14 protein-coding genes are annotated in these 18,703 nt (G+C 72.1%); 7 read left to right on the top strand and 7 right to left on the bottom strand.

The features are described 5' to 3' along the window. Positions 1 to 141 precede the first annotated feature (141 nt). A complete protein-coding gene (gene pepN, locus ACFU9E_RS31780; protein WP_380687687.1) occupies positions 142 to 2,706 on the top strand; it encodes an aminopeptidase N in 2,565 nt (854 codons plus the stop codon). A gap of 93 nt (positions 2,707 to 2,799) precedes the next feature. Here pepN and ACFU9E_RS31775 read toward each other — a convergent pair whose 3' ends face one another. After that, on the bottom strand, positions 2,800 to 4,146 hold the full coding sequence (locus tag ACFU9E_RS31775) for a glycoside hydrolase family 18 protein (protein ID WP_380684195.1): 1,347 nt from the start codon (positions 4,144 to 4,146) through the stop codon (positions 2,800 to 2,802). Positions 4,147 to 4,350: 204 nt separating this feature from the next. Next, complete coding sequence (acnA, locus tag ACFU9E_RS31770) at positions 4,351 to 7,014, bottom strand: aconitate hydratase AcnA (protein ID WP_380684194.1); 2,664 nt, start codon at positions 7,012 to 7,014, stop codon at positions 4,351 to 4,353. 341 nt (positions 7,015 to 7,355) lie between these two features. Between acnA and ACFU9E_RS31765 the strand changes: the two genes are divergently transcribed. From ACFU9E_RS31765 to ACFU9E_RS31750, 4 genes are all read left to right on the top strand, one after another. Continuing rightward, a complete protein-coding gene (locus tag ACFU9E_RS31765; protein WP_380684193.1) occupies positions 7,356 to 7,892 on the top strand; it encodes a SigE family RNA polymerase sigma factor in 537 nt (178 codons plus the stop codon). Positions 7,893 to 8,029: 137 nt separating this feature from the next. Continuing rightward, on the top strand, positions 8,030 to 9,160 hold the full coding sequence (locus ACFU9E_RS31760; RefSeq protein ID WP_380684192.1) for a hypothetical protein: 1,131 nt from the start codon (positions 8,030 to 8,032) through the stop codon (positions 9,158 to 9,160). A 41-nt stretch (positions 9,161 to 9,201) separates the two neighbouring features. Next, positions 9,202 to 9,609: a type II toxin-antitoxin system VapC family toxin gene (locus ACFU9E_RS31755; RefSeq protein ID WP_380684191.1), complete on the top strand. Its 408-nt coding sequence runs from the start codon at positions 9,202 to 9,204 to the stop codon at positions 9,607 to 9,609. 76 nt (positions 9,610 to 9,685) lie between these two features. Continuing rightward, entirely contained in the window at positions 9,686 to 10,240 is a 555-nt protein-coding gene (locus ACFU9E_RS31750; RefSeq protein ID WP_380684189.1) for a superoxide dismutase family protein, read from the top strand. A 57-nt stretch (positions 10,241 to 10,297) separates the two neighbouring features. Here ACFU9E_RS31750 and argF read toward each other — a convergent pair whose 3' ends face one another. The 3 genes from argF to ACFU9E_RS31735 all read right to left on the bottom strand — a co-directional run bounded on the left by argF (position 10,298) and on the right by ACFU9E_RS31735 (position 15,832). After that, the gene (gene argF, locus ACFU9E_RS31745; RefSeq protein WP_380684188.1) at positions 10,298 to 11,299 is read right to left on the bottom strand and encodes an ornithine carbamoyltransferase; all 1,002 of its coding nucleotides are present in this window, start codon (positions 11,297 to 11,299) and stop codon (positions 10,298 to 10,300) included. A gap of 196 nt (positions 11,300 to 11,495) precedes the next feature. After that, positions 11,496 to 14,252, bottom strand: coding sequence for a polynucleotide kinase-phosphatase (locus ACFU9E_RS31740; RefSeq protein WP_380684186.1), 2,757 nt, complete (start codon positions 14,250 to 14,252; stop codon positions 11,496 to 11,498). Then, complete coding sequence (locus tag ACFU9E_RS31735) at positions 14,249 to 15,832, bottom strand: 3' terminal RNA ribose 2'-O-methyltransferase Hen1 (RefSeq protein WP_380684185.1); 1,584 nt, start codon at positions 15,830 to 15,832, stop codon at positions 14,249 to 14,251. Before ACFU9E_RS31735 ends, ACFU9E_RS31740 begins: the two co-directional genes overlap by 4 nt. A gap of 127 nt (positions 15,833 to 15,959) precedes the next feature. Here ACFU9E_RS31735 and dapD point away from each other — a divergent pair, with 127 nt between their 5' ends. Next, on the top strand, positions 15,960 to 16,949 hold the full coding sequence (dapD, locus tag ACFU9E_RS31730; RefSeq protein WP_380684184.1) for a 2,3,4,5-tetrahydropyridine-2,6-dicarboxylate N-succinyltransferase: 990 nt from the start codon (positions 15,960 to 15,962) through the stop codon (positions 16,947 to 16,949). Between the two features lie 145 nt (positions 16,950 to 17,094). On the opposite strand, the gene ACFU9E_RS31725 is transcribed toward dapD, so the two are convergent. Then, the gene (locus ACFU9E_RS31725; protein WP_380690261.1) at positions 17,095 to 17,286 is read right to left on the bottom strand and encodes a DUF397 domain-containing protein; all 192 of its coding nucleotides are present in this window, start codon (positions 17,284 to 17,286) and stop codon (positions 17,095 to 17,097) included. Next, complete coding sequence (locus ACFU9E_RS31720; RefSeq protein ID WP_380690259.1) at positions 17,279 to 18,142, bottom strand: helix-turn-helix domain-containing protein; 864 nt, start codon at positions 18,140 to 18,142, stop codon at positions 17,279 to 17,281. Before ACFU9E_RS31720 ends, ACFU9E_RS31725 begins: the two co-directional genes overlap by 8 nt. Positions 18,143 to 18,462: 320 nt before the next feature. Here ACFU9E_RS31720 and ACFU9E_RS31715 point away from each other — a divergent pair. Then, positions 18,463 to 18,703: ATP-binding protein (locus ACFU9E_RS31715; protein WP_380690257.1), on the top strand; the 241-nt coding region annotated here is incomplete at its 3' end.

Genomic DNA, 18,703 nt, shown 5'->3' with positions numbered 1-18,703 from the left:
GATTCCGGCCCGCCTGCCCGAGTTGTGCAATGGTACCGGCGCGGGGGGCGTGAAAGGATGCCCCCGCAGCACCACAGCGCGCCGCACCACCGCACCAGCGAAGACCGCACCACCGTGCGAGCCGGACAAAGGAGTACCGCCGTGCCGGGCAAGAACCTGAGCCGCGACGAAGCCCAGCAGCGGGCCAGCATCCTCACCGTGGACGGCTACCACGTCCGGCTGGACGTGACCTCGGCCCCCGACCCCGCGGCCGCCACCTTCCGCTCCACCACGACCATCGCCTTCCGCTGCGCCGAACCGGGCGCGTCGACCTTCGTCGACCTGCTCGCCCCGGCCGTACGCGCCGTCACCCTCAACGGCCGCGCCCTGGACCCGGCCGCCGCCTACGACGGCGCCCGGGTGCACGTCGACGGCCTCGCCGCCGAGAACGTGCTCACCGTCGAGGCCGACTGCGCCTACAGCCGCACCGGCGAGGGCCTGCACCGCTTCACCGACCCGGTCGACGGCGAGACCTACCTCTACACCCACTACGAGCCGGCCGACGCCCGCCGGGTCTTCGCCACCTTCGAACAGCCCGACCTGAAGGCCCCGTTCACCGTCACCGTCACCGCGCCGGCCGCCTGGGACGTGTGGTCCAACGCCCCGCACGGGAACGTCACCGCCGAGGACGGCGCCCGCACCTGGGAGTTCGCGCCGACCAGGCCGATCTCCACGTACCTCACCGCCGTCGTCGCCGGCCCGTACCACGTCGCCCGCGACCACTACAGCCGCACCCTCGACGACGGCACCGTGCTGGACATCCCGCTCTCCGCGCTGTGCCGCAGGTCGCTCGCCCCGTACTTCGACGCCGACGAGATCCTCGGCGTCACCAAGCTCGGACTCGACTTCTTCCACGAGCGGTTCGGCTACCCGTACCCCTTCGGCAAGTACGACCAGGCGTTCGTCCCCGAGTACAACATCGGCGCCATGGAGAACCCCGGCTGCGTCACCTTCCGCGAGGAGTTCATCTTCCGCTCGAAGGTCACCGACGCCGCCTACGAGGCCCGCGCCAACGTCGTCCTGCACGAGATGGCGCACATGTGGTTCGGCGACCTGGTCACCATGCGCTGGTGGGACGACCTGTGGCTGAAGGAGTCCTTCGCCGACTTCATGGGCTCCTACGGCCTGGTCGGCGCCGGCACCCGCTACCGCTCCGCCTGGGTCACCTTCGCCAACCAGCGCAAGGCCTGGGCCTACCGGCAGGACCAGTTCCCCACCACCCACCCGATCACCGCGGACATCCGGGACCTGGAGGACGCCAAGCTCAACTTCGACGGCATCACCTACGCCAAGGGCGCCTCGGTGCTCAAGCAGCTGGTGGCCTACGTCGGGGCGGAGGCCTTCTTCGAGGGCGCCCGCCGCTACTTCCAGCGGCACGCCTTCGGCAACACCGAACTCGCCGACCTGCTGGACATCCTGGAGGAGACCAGCGGCCGCGACCTCAAGTCCTGGGCCGCCGCCTGGCTGCAGACCGCCGGCGTCAACACCCTCACCCCGCAGCTGACCTCCGACGCCGAGGGCCGGATCACCGAGCTCGCCGTCCTCCAGGACGGCGGCGTGCTGCGCCCGCACCGGATCGCGGTCGGCCTCTACGACCGGGACGACGACGGCGCGCTGGTGCGCACCGGCCGCTTCGAACTGGACGTCACCGGCGCCCGCACCACCGTCGCCGAGGCGGTGGGCCGCCCGCGCCCCGCGCTCGTCCTGCTCAACGACGACGACCTGACGTACTGCAAGATCCGCTTCGACGAGGAGTCGCTGGAGACCCTGCGCACCGGCCTCGGCGACATCAAGGACGACCTGGCCCGCGCGCTGGCCTGGTCCGCCGTCTGGAACCTCACCCGGGACGCCCTGATGCCGGCCCGCGACTACGTCGCGCTGGTGCTGCGGTTCGCCGGCCGGGAGGCCAACATCGGCGTCCTGCAGTCGCTGCACACCCAGGCCAAGGGCGCCGTCGACCTGTACGCCGACCCGGCCTGGCGCGGCGAGGGCGGCCGGCTGCTCGCCGACGGCGCGCTGCACGAGCTGCGCGCCGCCGCCCCCGGCAGCGACCACCAGCTGGCCTGGGCCCGTTTCCTGGCGCAGACCGCCAACGGCTCGGAGCACCTCGGCCTGGTCCGCGGCCTGCTGGCCGGCACCGCCCGGATCGACGGCCTGGAGGTCGACCAGGAGCTGCGCTGGGCACTGTGGCTGGCGCTGGCCGCGGCCGGCCAGGCCACCGAGGAGGAGCTGGCCGGGGAGCTCGCCGCCGACAACACCGCGAGCGGACGCCGCCAGCACACCCAGTGCCTGGCCGCCCGGCCCACCCCGGAGGCCAAGGCCGCCGCCTGGTCGGCCGTGATCGACTCCGACGAGCTGCCCAACGCGCTGGTCGAGGCCAACATCGCCGGCTTCGCGGTGCCCGCGCACCGCGACCTGACGGCGCTCTACGCCGCGCCCTACTTCAAGCTGCTGGAGCGGGTCTGGGCCGAGCGGACCATCGAGATCGCGATGCGCATCGTCGGCGGCTTCTTCCCGCAGGCGCAGGTGGACGAGGCCACGCTGGCCGAGGCGGACGCCTGGCTGACCGGGCACCCGGACGCGGCGCCCGCGCTGCGCCGGCTGGTGCTGGAGCGCCGGGACGACCTGGCGCGGGCGCTGCGGGCGCAGGCCTGCGACCGCGCCTGAGCGGACGGACGGGAGGGCCCGCCGCGACGCTCGTCGCGGCGGGCCCTCCCGTTCTCATGTCCGGGTCGGGCTCATGTCCGGGTCAGGGCCGGCTCACTTGCCGCGCAGGCCCTTGTCCAGGGCGGCGATCCCGCTGCCCTGCGCGTCGTCGCCGTCCAACGACCAGACCATCACACCGGCCAGGTCGTTCCAGCGGGCGTAGCGGCCCTTCTCGGTGAGCACCTCGGCCGAGTCGAAGCTGTAGAAGGTGGTGCCGTCGTACTTCCAGGACGCGCCGTGGTCGCGGTCCACGTAGGTGGTGCCGGGCAGCGCGTTGATCTCCTTGTAGGAGCGGTCCGCCACGGTGCCGGTGGCCTTCTGGTACAGGCCGCCCCGGTTGCCGGCCGGCACACCGGTCCAGCCGTGGCCGTAGAACGGCGCGCCGAGCACGGTCTGCTGGGAGGGCAGGCCGCGCTGGGCGTAGTGGTCGACGGCCTTGTCGGCGCTGCGCTGGCGGGCGTCCGGGTCGGTGGGGTCGGAGTAGAGCGGGGCCTGGTGGTTGGCCGGGCCCTTGCCCTCCCACGGGCCGTGCAGGTCGTAGGTCATCAGGTTGAGCCAGTCGACGGAGTTCGCCAGCTCGGGCAGCTCCAGCCGGTCGGCGACGGTCTCGTTGGCCGCGACGGCGGCGGTCAGCAGGTAGTGCTCGGGCTTCTTGGCCTTGCCCTTGGCGCCCGCGGCGCGCTCGGCGGCCAGGCCGTCCAGCTGCTTGCGGAACTCGGCCATCAGCAGGGTGAAGTTGCGGCCGTCCTCGGGGCGGACCACGTTGCCCTCGTCACCGCCGCCGCCCGGGTACTCCCAGTCGACGTCGATGCCGTCGAAGACGCCCGCGGCGGCGCCGGCGCCGCCCTCCGGGGAGCCGGCCAGCTGCGGCACGTCGCCCTTCAGGTAGAGGTCGACGCAGGAGGAGACGAACTTCTTGCGGGCCTCGTCGGTGGCGGCGGCGTCCGAGAAGTACTTGGACCAGGACCAGCCGCCCAGCGAGATGACGACCTTGAGCTGCGGGTTCTGCGCCTTGAGCTTGCGCAGCTGGTTGAAGTGGCCCTTGAGCGCCTGGCCCGGGGCGTCGGCGACGCCGTCCACCGAGTCGGCGGCGGAGAAGGCGCGCTGGTAGTCGTTGTAGGCGTCGCCCTGGCCGGGCTCGTTGCTCTGGAAGCAGGTGCCCTCGGCGGAGGCGTTGCCGAAGGCGTAGTTGATCACGGTGAGCCGGCCGGCCTGGCCGGACTCCTGGACGCGCTTGGCGGAGCTGTCGGCGCCCCAGGAGGTGAAGTAGCCGACCCGCTGGCCCTTGAGCTTGGGGCCCTGGGCGCCGGCGGCGGCATGGGCCGTGGCGGTGGCGACGGTGGAGGCGAGCAGCGCGGCGACGGTGGTGGCGGCGAGCAGGGCGGGGCGGCGAATGGGCATACCGGACCTATTCTCTGAAGCAGCGTCAATTGGTCTGGACCAAGCTGGAACAGAGGTTTAGTCCATCGCGGGCACACCGCACAAGAGGCGCGGCACGGTCGGCGCACTATGCAAAAGGCCGGCAAAGCCGAGGAGGCGCCCGGGCAAAGCGAAGGAGGCCGGACCGCGGGTGCGGTCCGGCCTCCTCGGCGCTCAGCGCGGTGCTCAGCCGTTGATCAGGCTGCGCAGCACGTACTGCAGGATGCCGCCGTTGCGGTAGTAGTCCGCCTCACCGGGGGTGTCGATGCGCACGACCGCGTCGAACTCCCTGCCGGTCCCGTCGGCGCCGACCGCGACGACCTTGACGGTCGCCGGGGTGCTGCCCTCGTTGAGCTCGGTCACGCCGGTGATGGAGAAGGTCTCCTCGCCGGTCAGGCCGAGGGAGTCGGCGTTCTGGCCCTCCGGGAACTGCAGCGGCAGGACGCCCATGCCGATCAGGTTCGAGCGGTGGATGCGCTCGTAGGACTCGGCGATGACGGCCTTGACGCCGAGCAGCGCGGTGCCCTTGGCGGCCCAGTCGCGGGACGAGCCGGAGCCGTACTCCTTGCCGGCCAGGACGACCAGCGGGGTGCCGGCGGCCTGGTAGTTCTGCGAGGCGTCGTAGATGAACGACACCGGGCCGTCGGCCTGGGTGAAGTCGCGGGTGTAGCCGCCCTCGGTGCCCGGCGCGATCTGGTTGCGCAGGCGGATGTTGGCGAAGGTGCCGCGGATCATGACCTCGTGGTTGCCACGGCGCGAGCCGTAGGAGTTGAAGTCGCGCTTCTCGACGCCGTTGGCGGTCAGGTACTGCGCCGCCGGGGTGCCCGGCTTGATGTTGCCGGCCGGGGAGATGTGGTCGGTGGTGACCGAGTCGCCCAGCTTGGCCAGGACGCGGGCGCCGGCGATGTCGGTCACCGGGCTCGGGGTCTTGGCCATGCCCTCGAAGTACGGGGGCTTGCGGACGTAGGTGGACTCGGCGTCCCACTCGAAGGTGTTGCCGGTCGGGACCGGGAGCGACTGCCAGCGGTGGTCGCCGGCGAAGACGTCCTGGTAGCCCTTGTCGAACATGTCCTGGTCGATGGAGGCGGCGACGGTGTCCGCGACCTCCTGCTCGGACGGCCAGATGTCGGCGAGGAAGACGTCGTTGCCGTCGGCGTCCTGGCCCAGGGCGTCCTTGGTGAGGTCGACGTTCATGTTGCCGGCGAGGGCGTAGGCGACCACCAGCGGCGGGGAGGCCAGGTAGTTCATCTTGACGTCCGGGTTGATCCGGCCCTCGAAGTTGCGGTTGCCGGAGAGCACCGAGACGACGGCCAGGTCGGCCTCGTTGACCGCGGCCGAGACCTCCTCGGGCAGCGGGCCCGAGTTGCCGATGCAGGTGACGCAGCCGTAGCCGACCAGGTTGAAGCCCAGCTTCTCCATGTACGGGAGCAGGCCGGCCTTCTCGTAGTAGTCCATGACGACCTTGGAGCCGGGCGCCAGGGTGGTCTTGACCCAGGGCTTGACCGTCAGGCCCTTCTCCACGGCCTTCTTCGCCAGCAGGGCGGCGCCCAGCATGACGGAGGGGTTGGAGGTGTTGGTGCAGGAGGTGATCGAGGCGATCACGACCGCGCCGTTGTCGATCTGGTAGGTCGAGCCGTCGGGCACGTTGACCGCGGTCGGCTTGGAGGCCTCGGCCGAGTAGGTCGGCAGCGCCTCGGCGAAGCGCTCGGAGGCCTCGGCCAGGATCACGCGGTCCTGCGGGCGCTTCGGGCCGGAGATCGACGGGACGACGGTCGAGACGTCCAGCTCCAGGTACTCGGAGTAGACCGGCTCGTGCGCCGGGTTGTGCCAGAGGCCCTGCTCCTTGGCGTACGCCTCGACCAGGGCGAGCTGCTGCTCGTCGCGGCCGGTGAGCTTCAGGTAGTTGATGGTCTCGGCGTCGATCGGGAAGATCGCACAGGTCGAGCCGAACTCCGGCGACATGTTGCCGATGGTGGCGCGGTTGGCCAGCGGGATGGCGCCGATGCCGTCGCCGTAGAACTCGACGAACTTGCCGACCACACCGTGCTTGCGCAGCATCTCGGTGATGGTGAGCACCAGGTCGGTGGCGGTGGTGCCGGCCGGCAGCTCGCCGGTCAGCTTGAAGCCGACGACGCGCGGGATCAGCATGGAGACCGGCTGGCCGAGCATGGCCGCCTCGGCCTCGATGCCGCCGACGCCCCAGCCCAGCACGCCCAGGCCGTTGACCATGGTGGTGTGCGAGTCGGTGCCGACGCAGGTGTCCGGGTACGCCTGGCCGCCGCGGACCATGACGGTGCGGGCCAGGTGCTCGATGTTCACCTGGTGGACGATGCCGGTGCCCGGCGGGACGACCTTGAACTCGTCGAACGCGGTCTGGCCCCAGCGCAGGAACTGGTAGCGCTCCTTGTTGCGGCCGTACTCGATCTCGACGTTCTGGACGAAGGCGTCCGGGGTGCCGAACTTGTCCGCGATGACGGAGTGGTCGATGACCAGCTCGGCCGGGGCCAGCGGGTTGATCTTGGCCGGGTCGCCGCCCAGCTCCTTGACGGCCTCACGCATGGTGGCGAGGTCGACCACGCACGGCACACCGGTGAAGTCCTGCATGATCACGCGGGCCGGCGTGAACTGGATCTCCTGGCTCGGCTGGGCGTCGGCGTCCCAGTTGCCGAGGGCACGGATGTGGTCGGCGGTGATGTTGGCGCCGTCCTCGGTGCGGAGCAGGTTCTCCAGCAGCACCTTGAGGCTGTAGGGCAGCCGCTCGGACCCCTCGACGGCGGAGAGCTTGAAGATCTCGTACGACTCGTCGCCCACCTGCAGCGAGCTGCGGGCGTCGAAGCTGTTCGCGGACACGACTGACTCCTTCTAGGTGCTTCGTGCGGTATCCGGCCGCCACGCTGGTAAGGTCACCCTTACTTGGGTGGACCCTCCCCGCACCGCCGGTGAGCGCCTCTCGGCAAGTATCTTGATGTCGAGATATATCGTAAGCCTGAGTTATCTCGATGTCGAGATAAACCATAGTGCATGCTGCGGCGTCCGCCACGTCGGCACCACCTCCAGCCTGCCCCCACCGGGTGCATCCTCCCCGAACCCCCGCCGAACCCTCCCGTAACGCGCCCGCCGGGCTCACGCGTCTATCCGGGCACAGGGGACGCGCGGCCGCCGTCCACGAGGCGCGAGGGGCAGGGGACAGCGTGATCGGCAGGACACGACGGACCGGGGAGAACGCCGAGTTCGAGGCCTTCGCCCAGGCTCGCGGACAGCACCTCTTCCGCACCGCGCTACTGCTCTGCGGGGACTGGCACCTCGCCGAGGACCTCACCCAGACCACCCTCGCCAAGCTCTACGCCGCCTGGCCCAAGGTGCGCCGCGCCGAGAGCCCGGAGGCCTACGCCCGCGGCGTGCTCGTCCGCACCCACCTCTCGCACCGGCGGCTGCGGCGCAGCGGCGAACGGCCCGCCATCGGCGACCTGCCGGAGCCGCCCGGCGGCCTGGCGCCCGCGGCCGGCGACCCGGCGCTGCGGGTCACCCTGCTCGCCGCGCTCGGCGAACTGTCACGCCGGGACCGGGCCGTCCTGGTGCTGCGCTACTGGGAGGACCGCAGCGTCGAGGAGACCGCCGCCGAACTCGGCGTCAGCGCCGGGGCGGTGCGCAGCCAGGCGCTGCGCGCCCTTGGGCGGCTGCGCGGCGTGCTCGGGCCGCAGGCCGCCGAGCAGCTCACCGTCTCCTGAGGCCCCCGCACCGTCCACCGCACCCGATTCATCCGAATCATTCCGTCCGTCCGGCTCATCCGGCCCATCCCGTCTGTCCGGCTCATCCAGCTCATCCGGCTCATCCGACTCATCCCGACGAAACCGAGGAACCAGCAATGGACACACCGAACGGCCCCCGGGACACCCAGGGGCTCTCCGACACCTTCGAGAGGGCGATGGGCGGCGTCGGCGCCGAACTCGGACCGCTGATCGCCGGCGCCACCGAGCACGGCCGCCGCATCCGGCGCCGCCGCCGGGCCACCATGGCCGGCGCGGTCGCCACCGTCGCCGTGCTGACGGTCGGCGGCACGCTCGGCCTGCACTCCGGCGACAGGCCCGGCGTCGCGCCCGCGGCGGGCGGCGCGTTCCCGGCCCCGCTGCCGAAGCCCACGTCGGGCCCCGAGCAGCAGCGTCCCGGCACCGGGGCCAACGCCGACAAGGTCGCCATGACCGGCCGCGCCACCGTCCACGCCCTGCTGCAGATCCTGCCGCCCGGCGCCACCACCTCCGGCTACTCCGGCCGCTCCGCGGTCATCACGTCGACGATCCGCTACGCCGACCACGCGTTCCTGAGCGGACCGGACCTGCCCAGCGTCAACAGCAGCGGCTCCGTCCTCTACGACGACGGGAACGGCCCGGCCACCGTCACCGTCACCATGGTCGGCGGCTACGGCAGCCTCCACGTCCGCCTCACCCCCCAACCGGACTCCGACAAGAGCCGCATCAGCGTCCTCCCCTCCCAACCGGACTCCGACAACGGCAGCATCGGTGCCCTCGCCACCTCACAGCCGGGCTCCGACCAGGACCTGCTCACCACCTTCTTCGACAACCGCTACTCCTGCGCCAAGGCCAACGCGACCAACCAGTACCAGTACTGCTCCGACGCCGCGCTCCCGGACGGCAGCCGTCTGCTGATCACCGAGCTGGCCCAGGGCGAGCGGCTCTTCCGCACCGCCGACCTGCTGCGCCCGGACGGCACCCAGGTCCTGGTCAACGTCAACAACACGGCGATGGTGGCCGGCGCGGACACCCCCGAGCAGATCCGCAGCGGGCTGCCGCTCACCCTCGACCAGGTCAAGGCCATCGCGATGGACGGCCGCTTCCAGGAGTGGATCACCCCCGCGGCGGCGCAGCAGGCCGAACAGGCCGTCCAGCCGTACTACAACGAGGACCCGGGACCCGGGACCCCCTCCGCCCCGGCCGGCGCACCCTCCGCCCCGACCGGCGTGCCGACACCGGTACGGTGAGCCGCAAGTGAGAGGCCGGGAACGGATACGGGGGCCGACCGATGATCGTGGTGGACGCGTCCGCGCTGGTGCTGGCGCTGGCCGACGAGGGCGAGCGCGGGGAGGCGGCCCGGGCCGAGCTGGCCGCGGGCGGCGAGTGGGTGGCACCCGAGCACGTCGTCATCGAGGTGATGCAGTCGCTGCGCGGCCTCTACCTGGCGCGCGAGCTCACCGCCGAACGGGTCGGCGAGCTCGCCGCCGCACTGCCGGGGCTGGCGATCCGGAAGGTCCCGGTCGAGCCGCTGCTCGGGCGGATCTGGGAGCTGAAGGACAACCTCACCCCGGACGACGCCGCGTACGTGGCGGTGGCGGAGCGGTTCGGGGCGCCGCTGGTCACGGCCGACCTGCGGCTGATGCGGGCCAGCGGGCCGCGCTGCGAGATCCGGGGGATCCGGCGGGCGGACGGGTAGCCGGGCCGTGTCCGGGGGGCGGCGCGCGGCGTTGAACGGGCGTCCAACCTCCCGCCCCACTCGAAGAGGTTCGCCGATGCCCGCTCCGCTCGCCGCCGCCCCGTTCGCAGCCGCGCTGCTCCCGTTCGCCCTGCTGGCGCCGGTCGCGCTGCCGGCCACGGTCACCGAGGCCGACTTCGACCCGGCCACCGCGTTCGTCCCGCCGACCGCGATCAGCCACGCGCCGGACCTGGTGCCCTACGGCTCGCACGTCCGGGTGGTGACGGACCGCTCGCTGCCCGGGCGGACGGTCCTGACCGTGAGCGTGACCGGGGTCGCCGCCGACCACGTGTTCCCGGTGCACCTGCACACCGCCGCGTGCGGGGCCGACCCGGCCGCGTCCGGCCCGCACTACCAGGACGCGGTGGACCCGGTCAGCCCGTCCACCGACCCCGCGTACGCCAACGACCGCAACGAGCTGCGGCTCACCCTGCGCACCGACGCGCGGGGCGGGGGCACCGCCGCCGCCGCGGTGGCCTGGCGGCCCCGGCCGGGTGGGGCGCGCTCGCTGGTGCTGCACGCGGGCGACCCGGCCGGGGCGCACGGCGCGGCCGACCGGGTCGCCTGCGTGAACCTGCGCGGGGAGCAGTAGCGCGCCGGCCGCCGCCGTCGGTCGCCGTCGGTCGCCGTCAGTCGCCGTCAGTCGCCGTCAGTCGCCGAGGGTGGCGACCAGGACGGCCTTGATGGTGTGCAGCCGGTTCTCGGCCTGGTCGAAGACCACGGAGTGCGCCGACTCGAACAGCTCGTCGGTGCACTCCAGCTCGGCCATGCCGGTCTCCTCGAACAGCTGCCGGCCGACCACCGTGCCCAGGTCGTGGAAGGCCGGCAGGCAGTGCAGGAACTTCACCTGCGGGTTGCCGGTGGCGCGCACCGTCTCCATCGACACCTGGTACGGCTTGAGCAGCGCGATCCGCTCGGCCCAGACCTCCTTGGGCTCGCCCATCGAGACCCAGACGTCGGTGTAGAGGAAGTCGGCCCCGGCCACGCCCTCGGCGACGTCCTCGGTGAGGGTGATCCGGGCGCCGCTGGCCTCGGCGAGCGCCTGCGCGGCCTTGCGCACCTCCTCGTCCGGCCACAGCGCGCGCGGGGCGACGATCCGGATGTCCAGGCCGAGCAGCGCGCCGGTGACCAGCAGCGAGTTGCCCATGTTGGAGCGGGCGTCCCCGAGGTAGGCGAGCGCCACCTCGGTGAGCGGCTTGGTGGTGTGCTCGATCATGGTGAGCACGTCGGCGAGCATCTGGGTCGGGTGCCACTCGTCGGTGAGGCCGTTCCAGACCGGTACCCCGGCGTAGGCGGCCAGTTCCTCGACCACCGACTGGCCGTGCCCGCGGTACTCGATGCCGTCGAACATCCGGCCGAGCACCCGGGCGGTGTCCTTGATGGACTCCTTGTGGCCGATCTGCGAGCCGGCCGGGTCCAGGTAGGTGGTGGAGGCACCCTGGTCGTGGGCGGCGACCTCGAAGGCGCAGCGCGTCCGGGTGGAGGTCTTCTCGAAGATCAGCGCGATGTTCCTGCCGCGCAGCCGGGGCTGCTCGGTGCCCGCGTACTTCGCCGCCTTGAGCGAGGCGGCGAGGTCCACCAGGAAGCGGAACTCCTGGGCCGTGAAGTCGAGCTCCTTGAGGAAGTGCCTGTTCCGGAGGTTGAAGGCCATGCCGGGCTCCTGGGTGTGACGGTGACAGTGACGGTGACGGTCTCGGGCGGGCGGGCGGAAAGAAGTAGCAAGTCTATACGATGCTCAGAATTTCTATGCAAGACTGCCGATCGAACGACTTCCGCTTCCTTCCGCCCGCCCGCCCTGTCCGCCCTGTCCGCCCTGCCCGCCCTGCCCGCCCTGCCCGCCGACGCCGCTACAGCCGCGGATCCACCGGCTCCGACTCCAGGGCGAGCACGGCGAAGACCGGCTCGTGCACCCGCCAGAGCGGCTCACCCGCCGCCAGCCGGTCCAGCGCCTCCAGCCCGAGCGCGTACTCGCGCAGCGCCAGCGAGCGCTTGTGCCCGAGGAAGCGCTGGCGCAGCCGGTCCAGGTGCTCGGTGTAGTCCGGACCGTAGATGATCCGCAGGTACTCGCGCCCGCGCACCTTGACCCCGGGCTGGACCAGCCCGCCCGGCCGGCCCTCCCCCGCCTTGCCGCGCACGAGCGAGGCCAGCGGCTTGACCACCATGCCCTCGCCGCCCGCCGCGGTCAGCTGCTCCCACCAGGCGACACCGGCGGCGAGCGACGCCTCGTCGGCGGTGTCCACCACCAGGCGGCCGGTGCGGTGCAGCAGCGGGGTGGTCGGGCGGTCCGCCGTGTTCGCCGCGTCGGCCGCCTCCGCGGTCTCCGCCGTGTTCGCGGCATCGGCCACGTGCGCCTCGTCCGCCTCGACCAGCCGGTCGATCCACGCGAGGTGCTCGTCGTGCGGACGCACCGCGAGGTTCACCCCCTCGGCGGCCAGCACCTGGAACGGTGCCAGCCGGATCCCGGCCAGCCCCTCGGTCGGCCAGCAGTACCGCCGGTACGCCTCGGTGAACGCCTGCGCGTCGGCGGCGCGCCGCCGCTGGCGCCCGGTCAGCTCGGCCACGTCCAGCCCACGCCCGCCCGCCCGCTCCAGCGCGGCCAGCACCTCCGGCAGCGCCGCGCCCGCCGCGGCGCCGACCGCCGCGTACTGGCGGCGCAGCAGCTCGACGGCCTTCAGCGACCACGGCATCAGCTCGGCGTCCAGAAGCAGCCAGTCGGTGCGCAGCTCCTCGAACAGCCCGGACCGCTCGGCCGCCGCCCGCAGCCGGTCCAGCACCGCGGCGGTGAGCGCCTCGTCCCCGAGGAAGGCCCGGCCGGTGCGGGTCCAGATCGCGCCCGGGACGGCCGACCCGAACCGCTTCTCCAGCGCCGCGCCGTCCCGCGCCACCAGCACCACCGCGCGGGAGCCCATGTGCTTCTCCTCGCAGACCACCCGCTCGACGCCGTCCGCCCGGTAGGCGGCGAAGGCCTCGTCGGGGTGCTCCAGGTAGCCGGGCCGGCCCGAGGTCGCGCTCGGCGCCATGGTCGGCGGCAGGTAGGCGAGCAGCCGGGGGTCGATCGCGAACCGGCTCATCACCTCCAGGGCCGCCGCCGCGTTCTCCTCGCGGACCGCGACCCGGCCGTGCAGCGAGGTCTCCACCACCCGGCGGCCCGCCACGTCGGCGAGGTCGAGCGGACGGCCCTCGCGGGCGCCCGGCGCGTCGGTGTGCATCGGCCGCACCGGCGCGTACCACTCACGCTCGGCCTCGACGCCGACCAGCTCCCGCTCCGGGTAGCGCAGCGCGGTCAGGCTGCCGCCGAAGACGCAGCCGGTGTCCAGGCAGATGGTGTTGTTGAGGAAGCTCGCCGCCGGAACCGGCGTGTGGCCGTAGACCACCAGCGCCCGGCCCCGGTACTCCTCCGCCCACGGGTAGCGCACCGGCAGACCGTACTCGTCGGTCTCGCCGGTGGTGTCCCCGTACAGGGCGTGCGAGCGCACCCGGCCGGAGGCCCGGCCGTGGTACTTCTCCGGCAGGCCGGCGTGGCAGACCACGAGGGCGCCGCCGTCCAGCAGGTAGTGGCTGACCAGGTCGCGGATGAACGCCCGGACCTCGGCCCGGAACTCCTCGGACTCGCCCGCCAGCTGGTCCAGCGACTCCTGGAGGCCGTGCGAGACGGTGACCTTGCGCCCGCTCATCGCGCGGCCGAGCTTGTTCTCGTGGTTGCCCGGCACGCAGATCGCGTGCCCGGCCGCCACCATGCCCATCACCAGGCGCAGCACGCCCGGCGTGTCCGGCCCGCGGTCCACCAGGTCGCCGACGAAGACGGCCGTCCGCCCGTCCGGGTGCACCGCGTCCACCGGGCGTCCGGCGTCGTCGCGCACCAGCGTCCAGCCGAGGCGGGTGAGCAGGGTCTCCAGCTCCGCGCGGCAGCCGTGGATGTCGCCGACGATGTCGAACGGGCCGGTGAGGTGGCGCAGGTCGTTGAAGCGCTTCTCCGGCACGATCTCGGCGCTCTCGACCTCGGCCGCGCCGCGCAGGATGTGCACCTTGCGGAAGCCCTCGCGCTCCAGGCCGCGCAGCGAGCGGCGCAGCTCGCGGTGCTGGCGCGGCACCACATGGGCGGGCAGCTGACGGTCCGGGCGGGAGCGGTTGCGCTCGGCGCAGACGCCCGGCGGGACGTCCAGCACGATGGCGATCGGCAGCACGTCGTGCTCGCGGGCGATCCGGACCAGCTGCCGACGGGCCTCCGGCTGGACGTTGGTGGCGTCCACGACGGTCAGCCGGCCGGCGGCGAGGCGCTTGCCGACGATGTAGTGGAGCACGTCGAAGGCCTCGGCGGAGGCGGACTGGTCGTTCTCGTCGTCGGCCACCAGGCCGCGGCAGAAGTCCGAGGAGACGACCTGGGTGGGCAGGAAGTGCTTGCGGGCGAAGCTGGACTTGCCGGCGCCGCTGGTGCCGATCAGCACGACCAGGGAGACGTCCGTCACCGGCAGGCGGCGGGGGGCGGGCGGCGTGGCCGGTGCCGTCGGTTCGGTCGGTGCAGTCGGTTCGGTCGCTGCGACCGGTTCGGTCGCTGCGGCCGCTGCGGCGTCGGCGGGCTGGGTCGCGTCGGTCTCGTCGGTCATCGGGTCTCGCCCCCTTCGGGCGTCGTGCTGTTCGTGGTCGCCGGGGTGGCCGTCGCTCCGCGGTCGGTCGTGTCGCCGAGGCGGAACAGGGCGAGCTGCGTCGGGGCGCCCACCTCGTCGTCCTGCGGGCCGACCGGGCGGATGTCGACCGTGTAGCCGTACGCGGCGGCGACCCGTTCGGCCCAGGCGCGGAACTCGGCGCGGTCCCACTCGAAGCGGTGGTCGGCGTGCCGGAGACGGCCGGCCGGCAGGCTCTCCCACCGGACGTTGTACCCGGCGTTCGGCGTCGTCACGACCACCGCGGGCGGCCGGGCCGCGCCGAACACGGCGTACTCCAGAGCAGGCAGCCGCGGCAGGTCCAGGTGCTCGATCACCTCGCAGAGCACGGCCGCGTCGAAGCCCTTGAGCCGCTCGTCCGTGTAGGTCAGCGCGCCCTGGACCAGCCGCACCCGCTTCGCCTGACGCTCCGGCATCCGGTCCAGCCGCAGCCGGCGGGCCGCCGTGGACAGCGCCCGCACCGACACGTCCACGCCCAGCACCTCGGTGAAGTTCGCGTCCTTCAGCAGCGCGCCGATCAGCTCGCCCTGCCCGCAGCCGAGGTCGGCCACCCGGGCCGCGCCGACCTCGCGCAGCGCGGCCAGGATCGCCGTGCGGCGCTGCTCGGCCAGCGAGGGCGGGCGCGGTTCGTTCTGCTCCTGCTCCTGCTCGTTCTGCTCCTGCTCCTGCTCGGCTTCCTCCGAAGCGTCGTCGACCGCGTTGTCGACCTCCTCGGCCTCGCGGTCGTCGGCCTCCGCCAGCCGGGCCAGCTCCAGGCGCTCCATCGCCTGCCGGGTCAGCGACCAGCGCCGCGACAGGTAGCGTCGGGTGATCAGGGCCCGCTCCGGGTGACCGGCCAGCCAGCCCTCCCCGGCCGCGAGCAGCTTGTCGACCTCGTCCGGGGCGACCCAGTAGTGCTTGGCACCGTCCATCGCCGGCAGCAGCACGTACAGCTGCTGGAGCGCGTCCGCCAGCCGGGCCCGCTCCGCCGACAGCTCCAGCCGGACGTAGCGCGAGTCGCCCCACTCGGGGAAGGCCGCGTCCAACGGGATCGCCGACGCCTCCACCTGCCAGCCCAGCGGCTCGAAGAGGCGGACCGCCATCGCCACGGCGGAGCCCTCGCGCGTGCTGTCGGCACCGCCGACCGGCACGGCCGGCAGCACGATCCGCAGCGGGCGCGGCCGGTCGGCCAGCCCGGGGCGGGCCTCGCAGACACCCTGCATCGCCGTCCGGAACACCGTCCGCAGCGCCACCGCGAGCAGCGAGGAGGCCGCGTACGGGCGGTCGTTGACGTACTGGGCGAGCGCGAAGTCCGGCGAGCCGGCGCGTCCCTTGCCCCGGCCCTTGCGGACCAGCGCGATCGGGTCGACGTCGAGCAGCAGCGCGGCCGTGCAGGCCTCGTCGCCCGCCTCCGGGTAGAAGACGTGCGCCTCGCCGTGCGCCGTGGAGAACCGCTGGACCCTGGCGGGGTGCTTGTGCAGCAGAAAGCCCAGGTCAGTGGCCGGGCTCTCGGCGGTACCTGTGGTGGAGATCGACATGAACACCCGTCGGAGTATTGCCGAGGAGCGGCTCCACCGGCACCGCATTTTGTCGCCGCCCGCGGCCGACGGGGCCGGTCCGGACGGTGAGCGTGTTCGGCAACGGCGGCCCGGATTCGTTAACGTGCACGATGTGACTGCAGAATCCACCACCCCCGTGAGCGGCGCCGTTGCCGCAGGTCTGGCCACCATCGCCGCGGACGGCACCGTCCTCGACACCTGGTACCCGGCCCCCGCACTGACCGCCGGGGCCGGCCCGGCCGGGACCGTCCTCCTGACCGCCGAGCAGGCCGAGGCCGAGCTGGGCGCGGGCGCCGCCGAGGCGCTGCGCGCCGACGCCCGCCGCGGCGTCGAGGTGGTCGCCGTGCGCACCACCATCGCCTCGCTGGACGAGAAGCCGCTCGACGCGCACGACGCCTACCTGCGTCTGCACCTGCTCAGCCACCGCCTGGTGCGGCCGCACGGCCTGAACCTCGACGGCATCTTCGGCCTGCTGGCCAACGTGGCGTGGACCAGCATCGGCCCGGTTCCGGTGGACAAGGTCGAGCAGGCCCGGCTGGCCGTGCGCGCCCAGGGCGGGCAGCTCGCCGTCTACGGGATCGACAAGTTCCCGCGGATGACCGACTACGTCGCGCCGTCCGGCGTGCGCATCGCCCACGCGGACCGCGTCCGCCTGGGCGCGCACCTCGCCGTGGGCACCACCGTGATGCACGAGGGCTTCGTCAACTTCAACGCCGGCACCCTCGGCACCTCGATGGTCGAGGGCCGGATCAGCGCGGGCGTCCTGGTCGGCGACCACAGCGACATCGGCGGCGGCGCCTCGATCATGGGCACCCTGTCGGGCGGCGGCAAGCAGGTCGTCTCCGTCGGCGAGCGCTGCCTGCTCGGCGCCAACGCGGGCATCGGCATCTCCCTCGGCAACGACTGCGTCGTCGAGGCCGGCCTCTACGTCACCGCCGGCACCCGGGTCACCACCCCGGACGGCACCGTGGCCAAGGCCGTCGAGCTGTCCGGCCAGGACAACCTCCTCTTCCGCCGCAACTCCCAGACCGGCGCCGTCGAGGTCATCGCCCGCACCGGCTCCTGGGGCGGCCTCAACGCCGACCTCCACGCCCACAACTGACCCCCACGCAACGGAGCGGGAAGTCGGGTCAACCGACTTCCCGCTCCGTTGCCGGTGACGGGCTTCGAAACCTGCTCGAACCCCGCCACCCCACCAGCCACTGTGCGGGGTGGCCCTCGCTCCGGTCGAGCGAGGGCCACCCGGGTCAGACCCGATCGTCGAGTTCGCCGGCCTTGATGCTGACGAGAAGGTCGGCGAAGGCAGCCTGAGTTGTGCAGAGGATCGTGGCGGGGTCATCGGATTCACGCACTTCGACCACTCCGGCCCCTGCACGCACCTCGACGCACTCGTTGTTCGCCGCGCTGTGGCTTGACTTCTGCCATATGACTTTAGGCATAACTGGCCTCTATTTCCTTCTTGATGGAACGGATGAAGTCGCGCGATCCGTCCTCGGAGAGCGCAGTGGAGTCCAGGCGATCGAAGATGACCCGTTGCTTGGCCAGATCTGCCGGAGAGTCGAAGAAAAGGGTGCCCTGTGAGACGTCCATCTGCACGGTGTCCAGCTCAGGAACCATCCCCATGGCGAAGGTTAGATTCTCGCCGGAGCCCGGGAAGGTATCAAGCGCGAACGGAACCACCCTTACGGAGATTCCTGGCCGAGTGGAGTCCTCGATCAACGCCTCAAGCTGCTGAGCGAGGACTATCGGCCCTCCGAACTGCATGCGAAGAGCCGCTTCATGGATGTACGTGCGGAGAGACGTTCTGCCGGAGCGAACGATCTGCTGCCGCTGGATACGAAAGGCCGTTCTGACATCGATCTCGGTTCGGGACAGTGGCGGGTAGAGCCGAGTGAAGACCGCAGACGCATAGGCACCGGTCTGCAGAAGCCCAGGGATGTACGTCGTGGTGCAGATGGCGATTTCCTGCGCATGTGACTCAACCTCGGCCACTTCGAGGAAGTCTGTTGTCAGGACCTCCCGGTAGGCCTCCCACCACCCCTTGCCCCGGTCGCCGATGATATCGGCAAGCGCGTCAACCAACGGTCGATTGGCGCAGTTGCAAGCCGCAGCGATGGTGCGGAGGCGCTCGACGCTGATACCGATCCGCCCTGACTCCATCTGAGTCACCTGGGCGGGACTCATTCCGACGGCACGGCCGAGCTGGGATCCTCCAAGGCCTGCCTGCTCACGCATCCGACGCAGCTCCGTTCCAAGCCTGCGTTGGCGGATGGTTGGGTTCGGGCGTGGAGGCATAGCTTCCTTCCAGGGCGTGGTCGGGCCAAGTGTGCCGCGCTGGCCACGCGGTGGTCCACCGGAGAGGGACGTTCCGGCCCCCGTTACCACTCTAGGGTGAATATCCCGCGAGCGTAAAAATTAGATACTTCCGTGCGCTATGGTCGATGCCACAGCGATCAGACGGATCGTCAGTAACGCCTGTTCCCTGGGGCAGTAGGCGCATGCTGCCCATTTCGCACCGCAGAGCAGCCAGGTCCGGGCTGGCCTCGTTCACGGCGACGCATCCGTCGTCCTTCTCTCCTCCCCTCCCTCCCTGCCTCTCCCCATGGAGGTCTCCCGTGCGTGCCCTCAATCCGCCCGACTGCTCCACCTTCCGCGCCGAACTGCGCGCCAACCTCCGCTCGGCCGGCTGGCCGCCCGACGTCATCGCCGACGCCGAACTCGCCTTCCACGAGCTGTACATCAACGCCTGGCAGCACGCCGGCTCCCCGGCGCCGTCCGTCCTCGTCTTCCTGCGGCCCACCACCCTGCGCGTCGCCGTCTGCGACGACAGCCCCGACCTGCCGCCCGAACCCCGCA

Origin of the sequence: Kitasatospora sp. NPDC057595, from assembly GCF_042800875.1 — a bacterium.
In the GTDB taxonomy this organism is placed as follows: Bacteria; Actinomycetota; Actinomycetes; order Streptomycetales; family Streptomycetaceae; genus Kitasatospora.
This window is presented reverse-complemented; position numbering and strand designations above follow the sequence as displayed.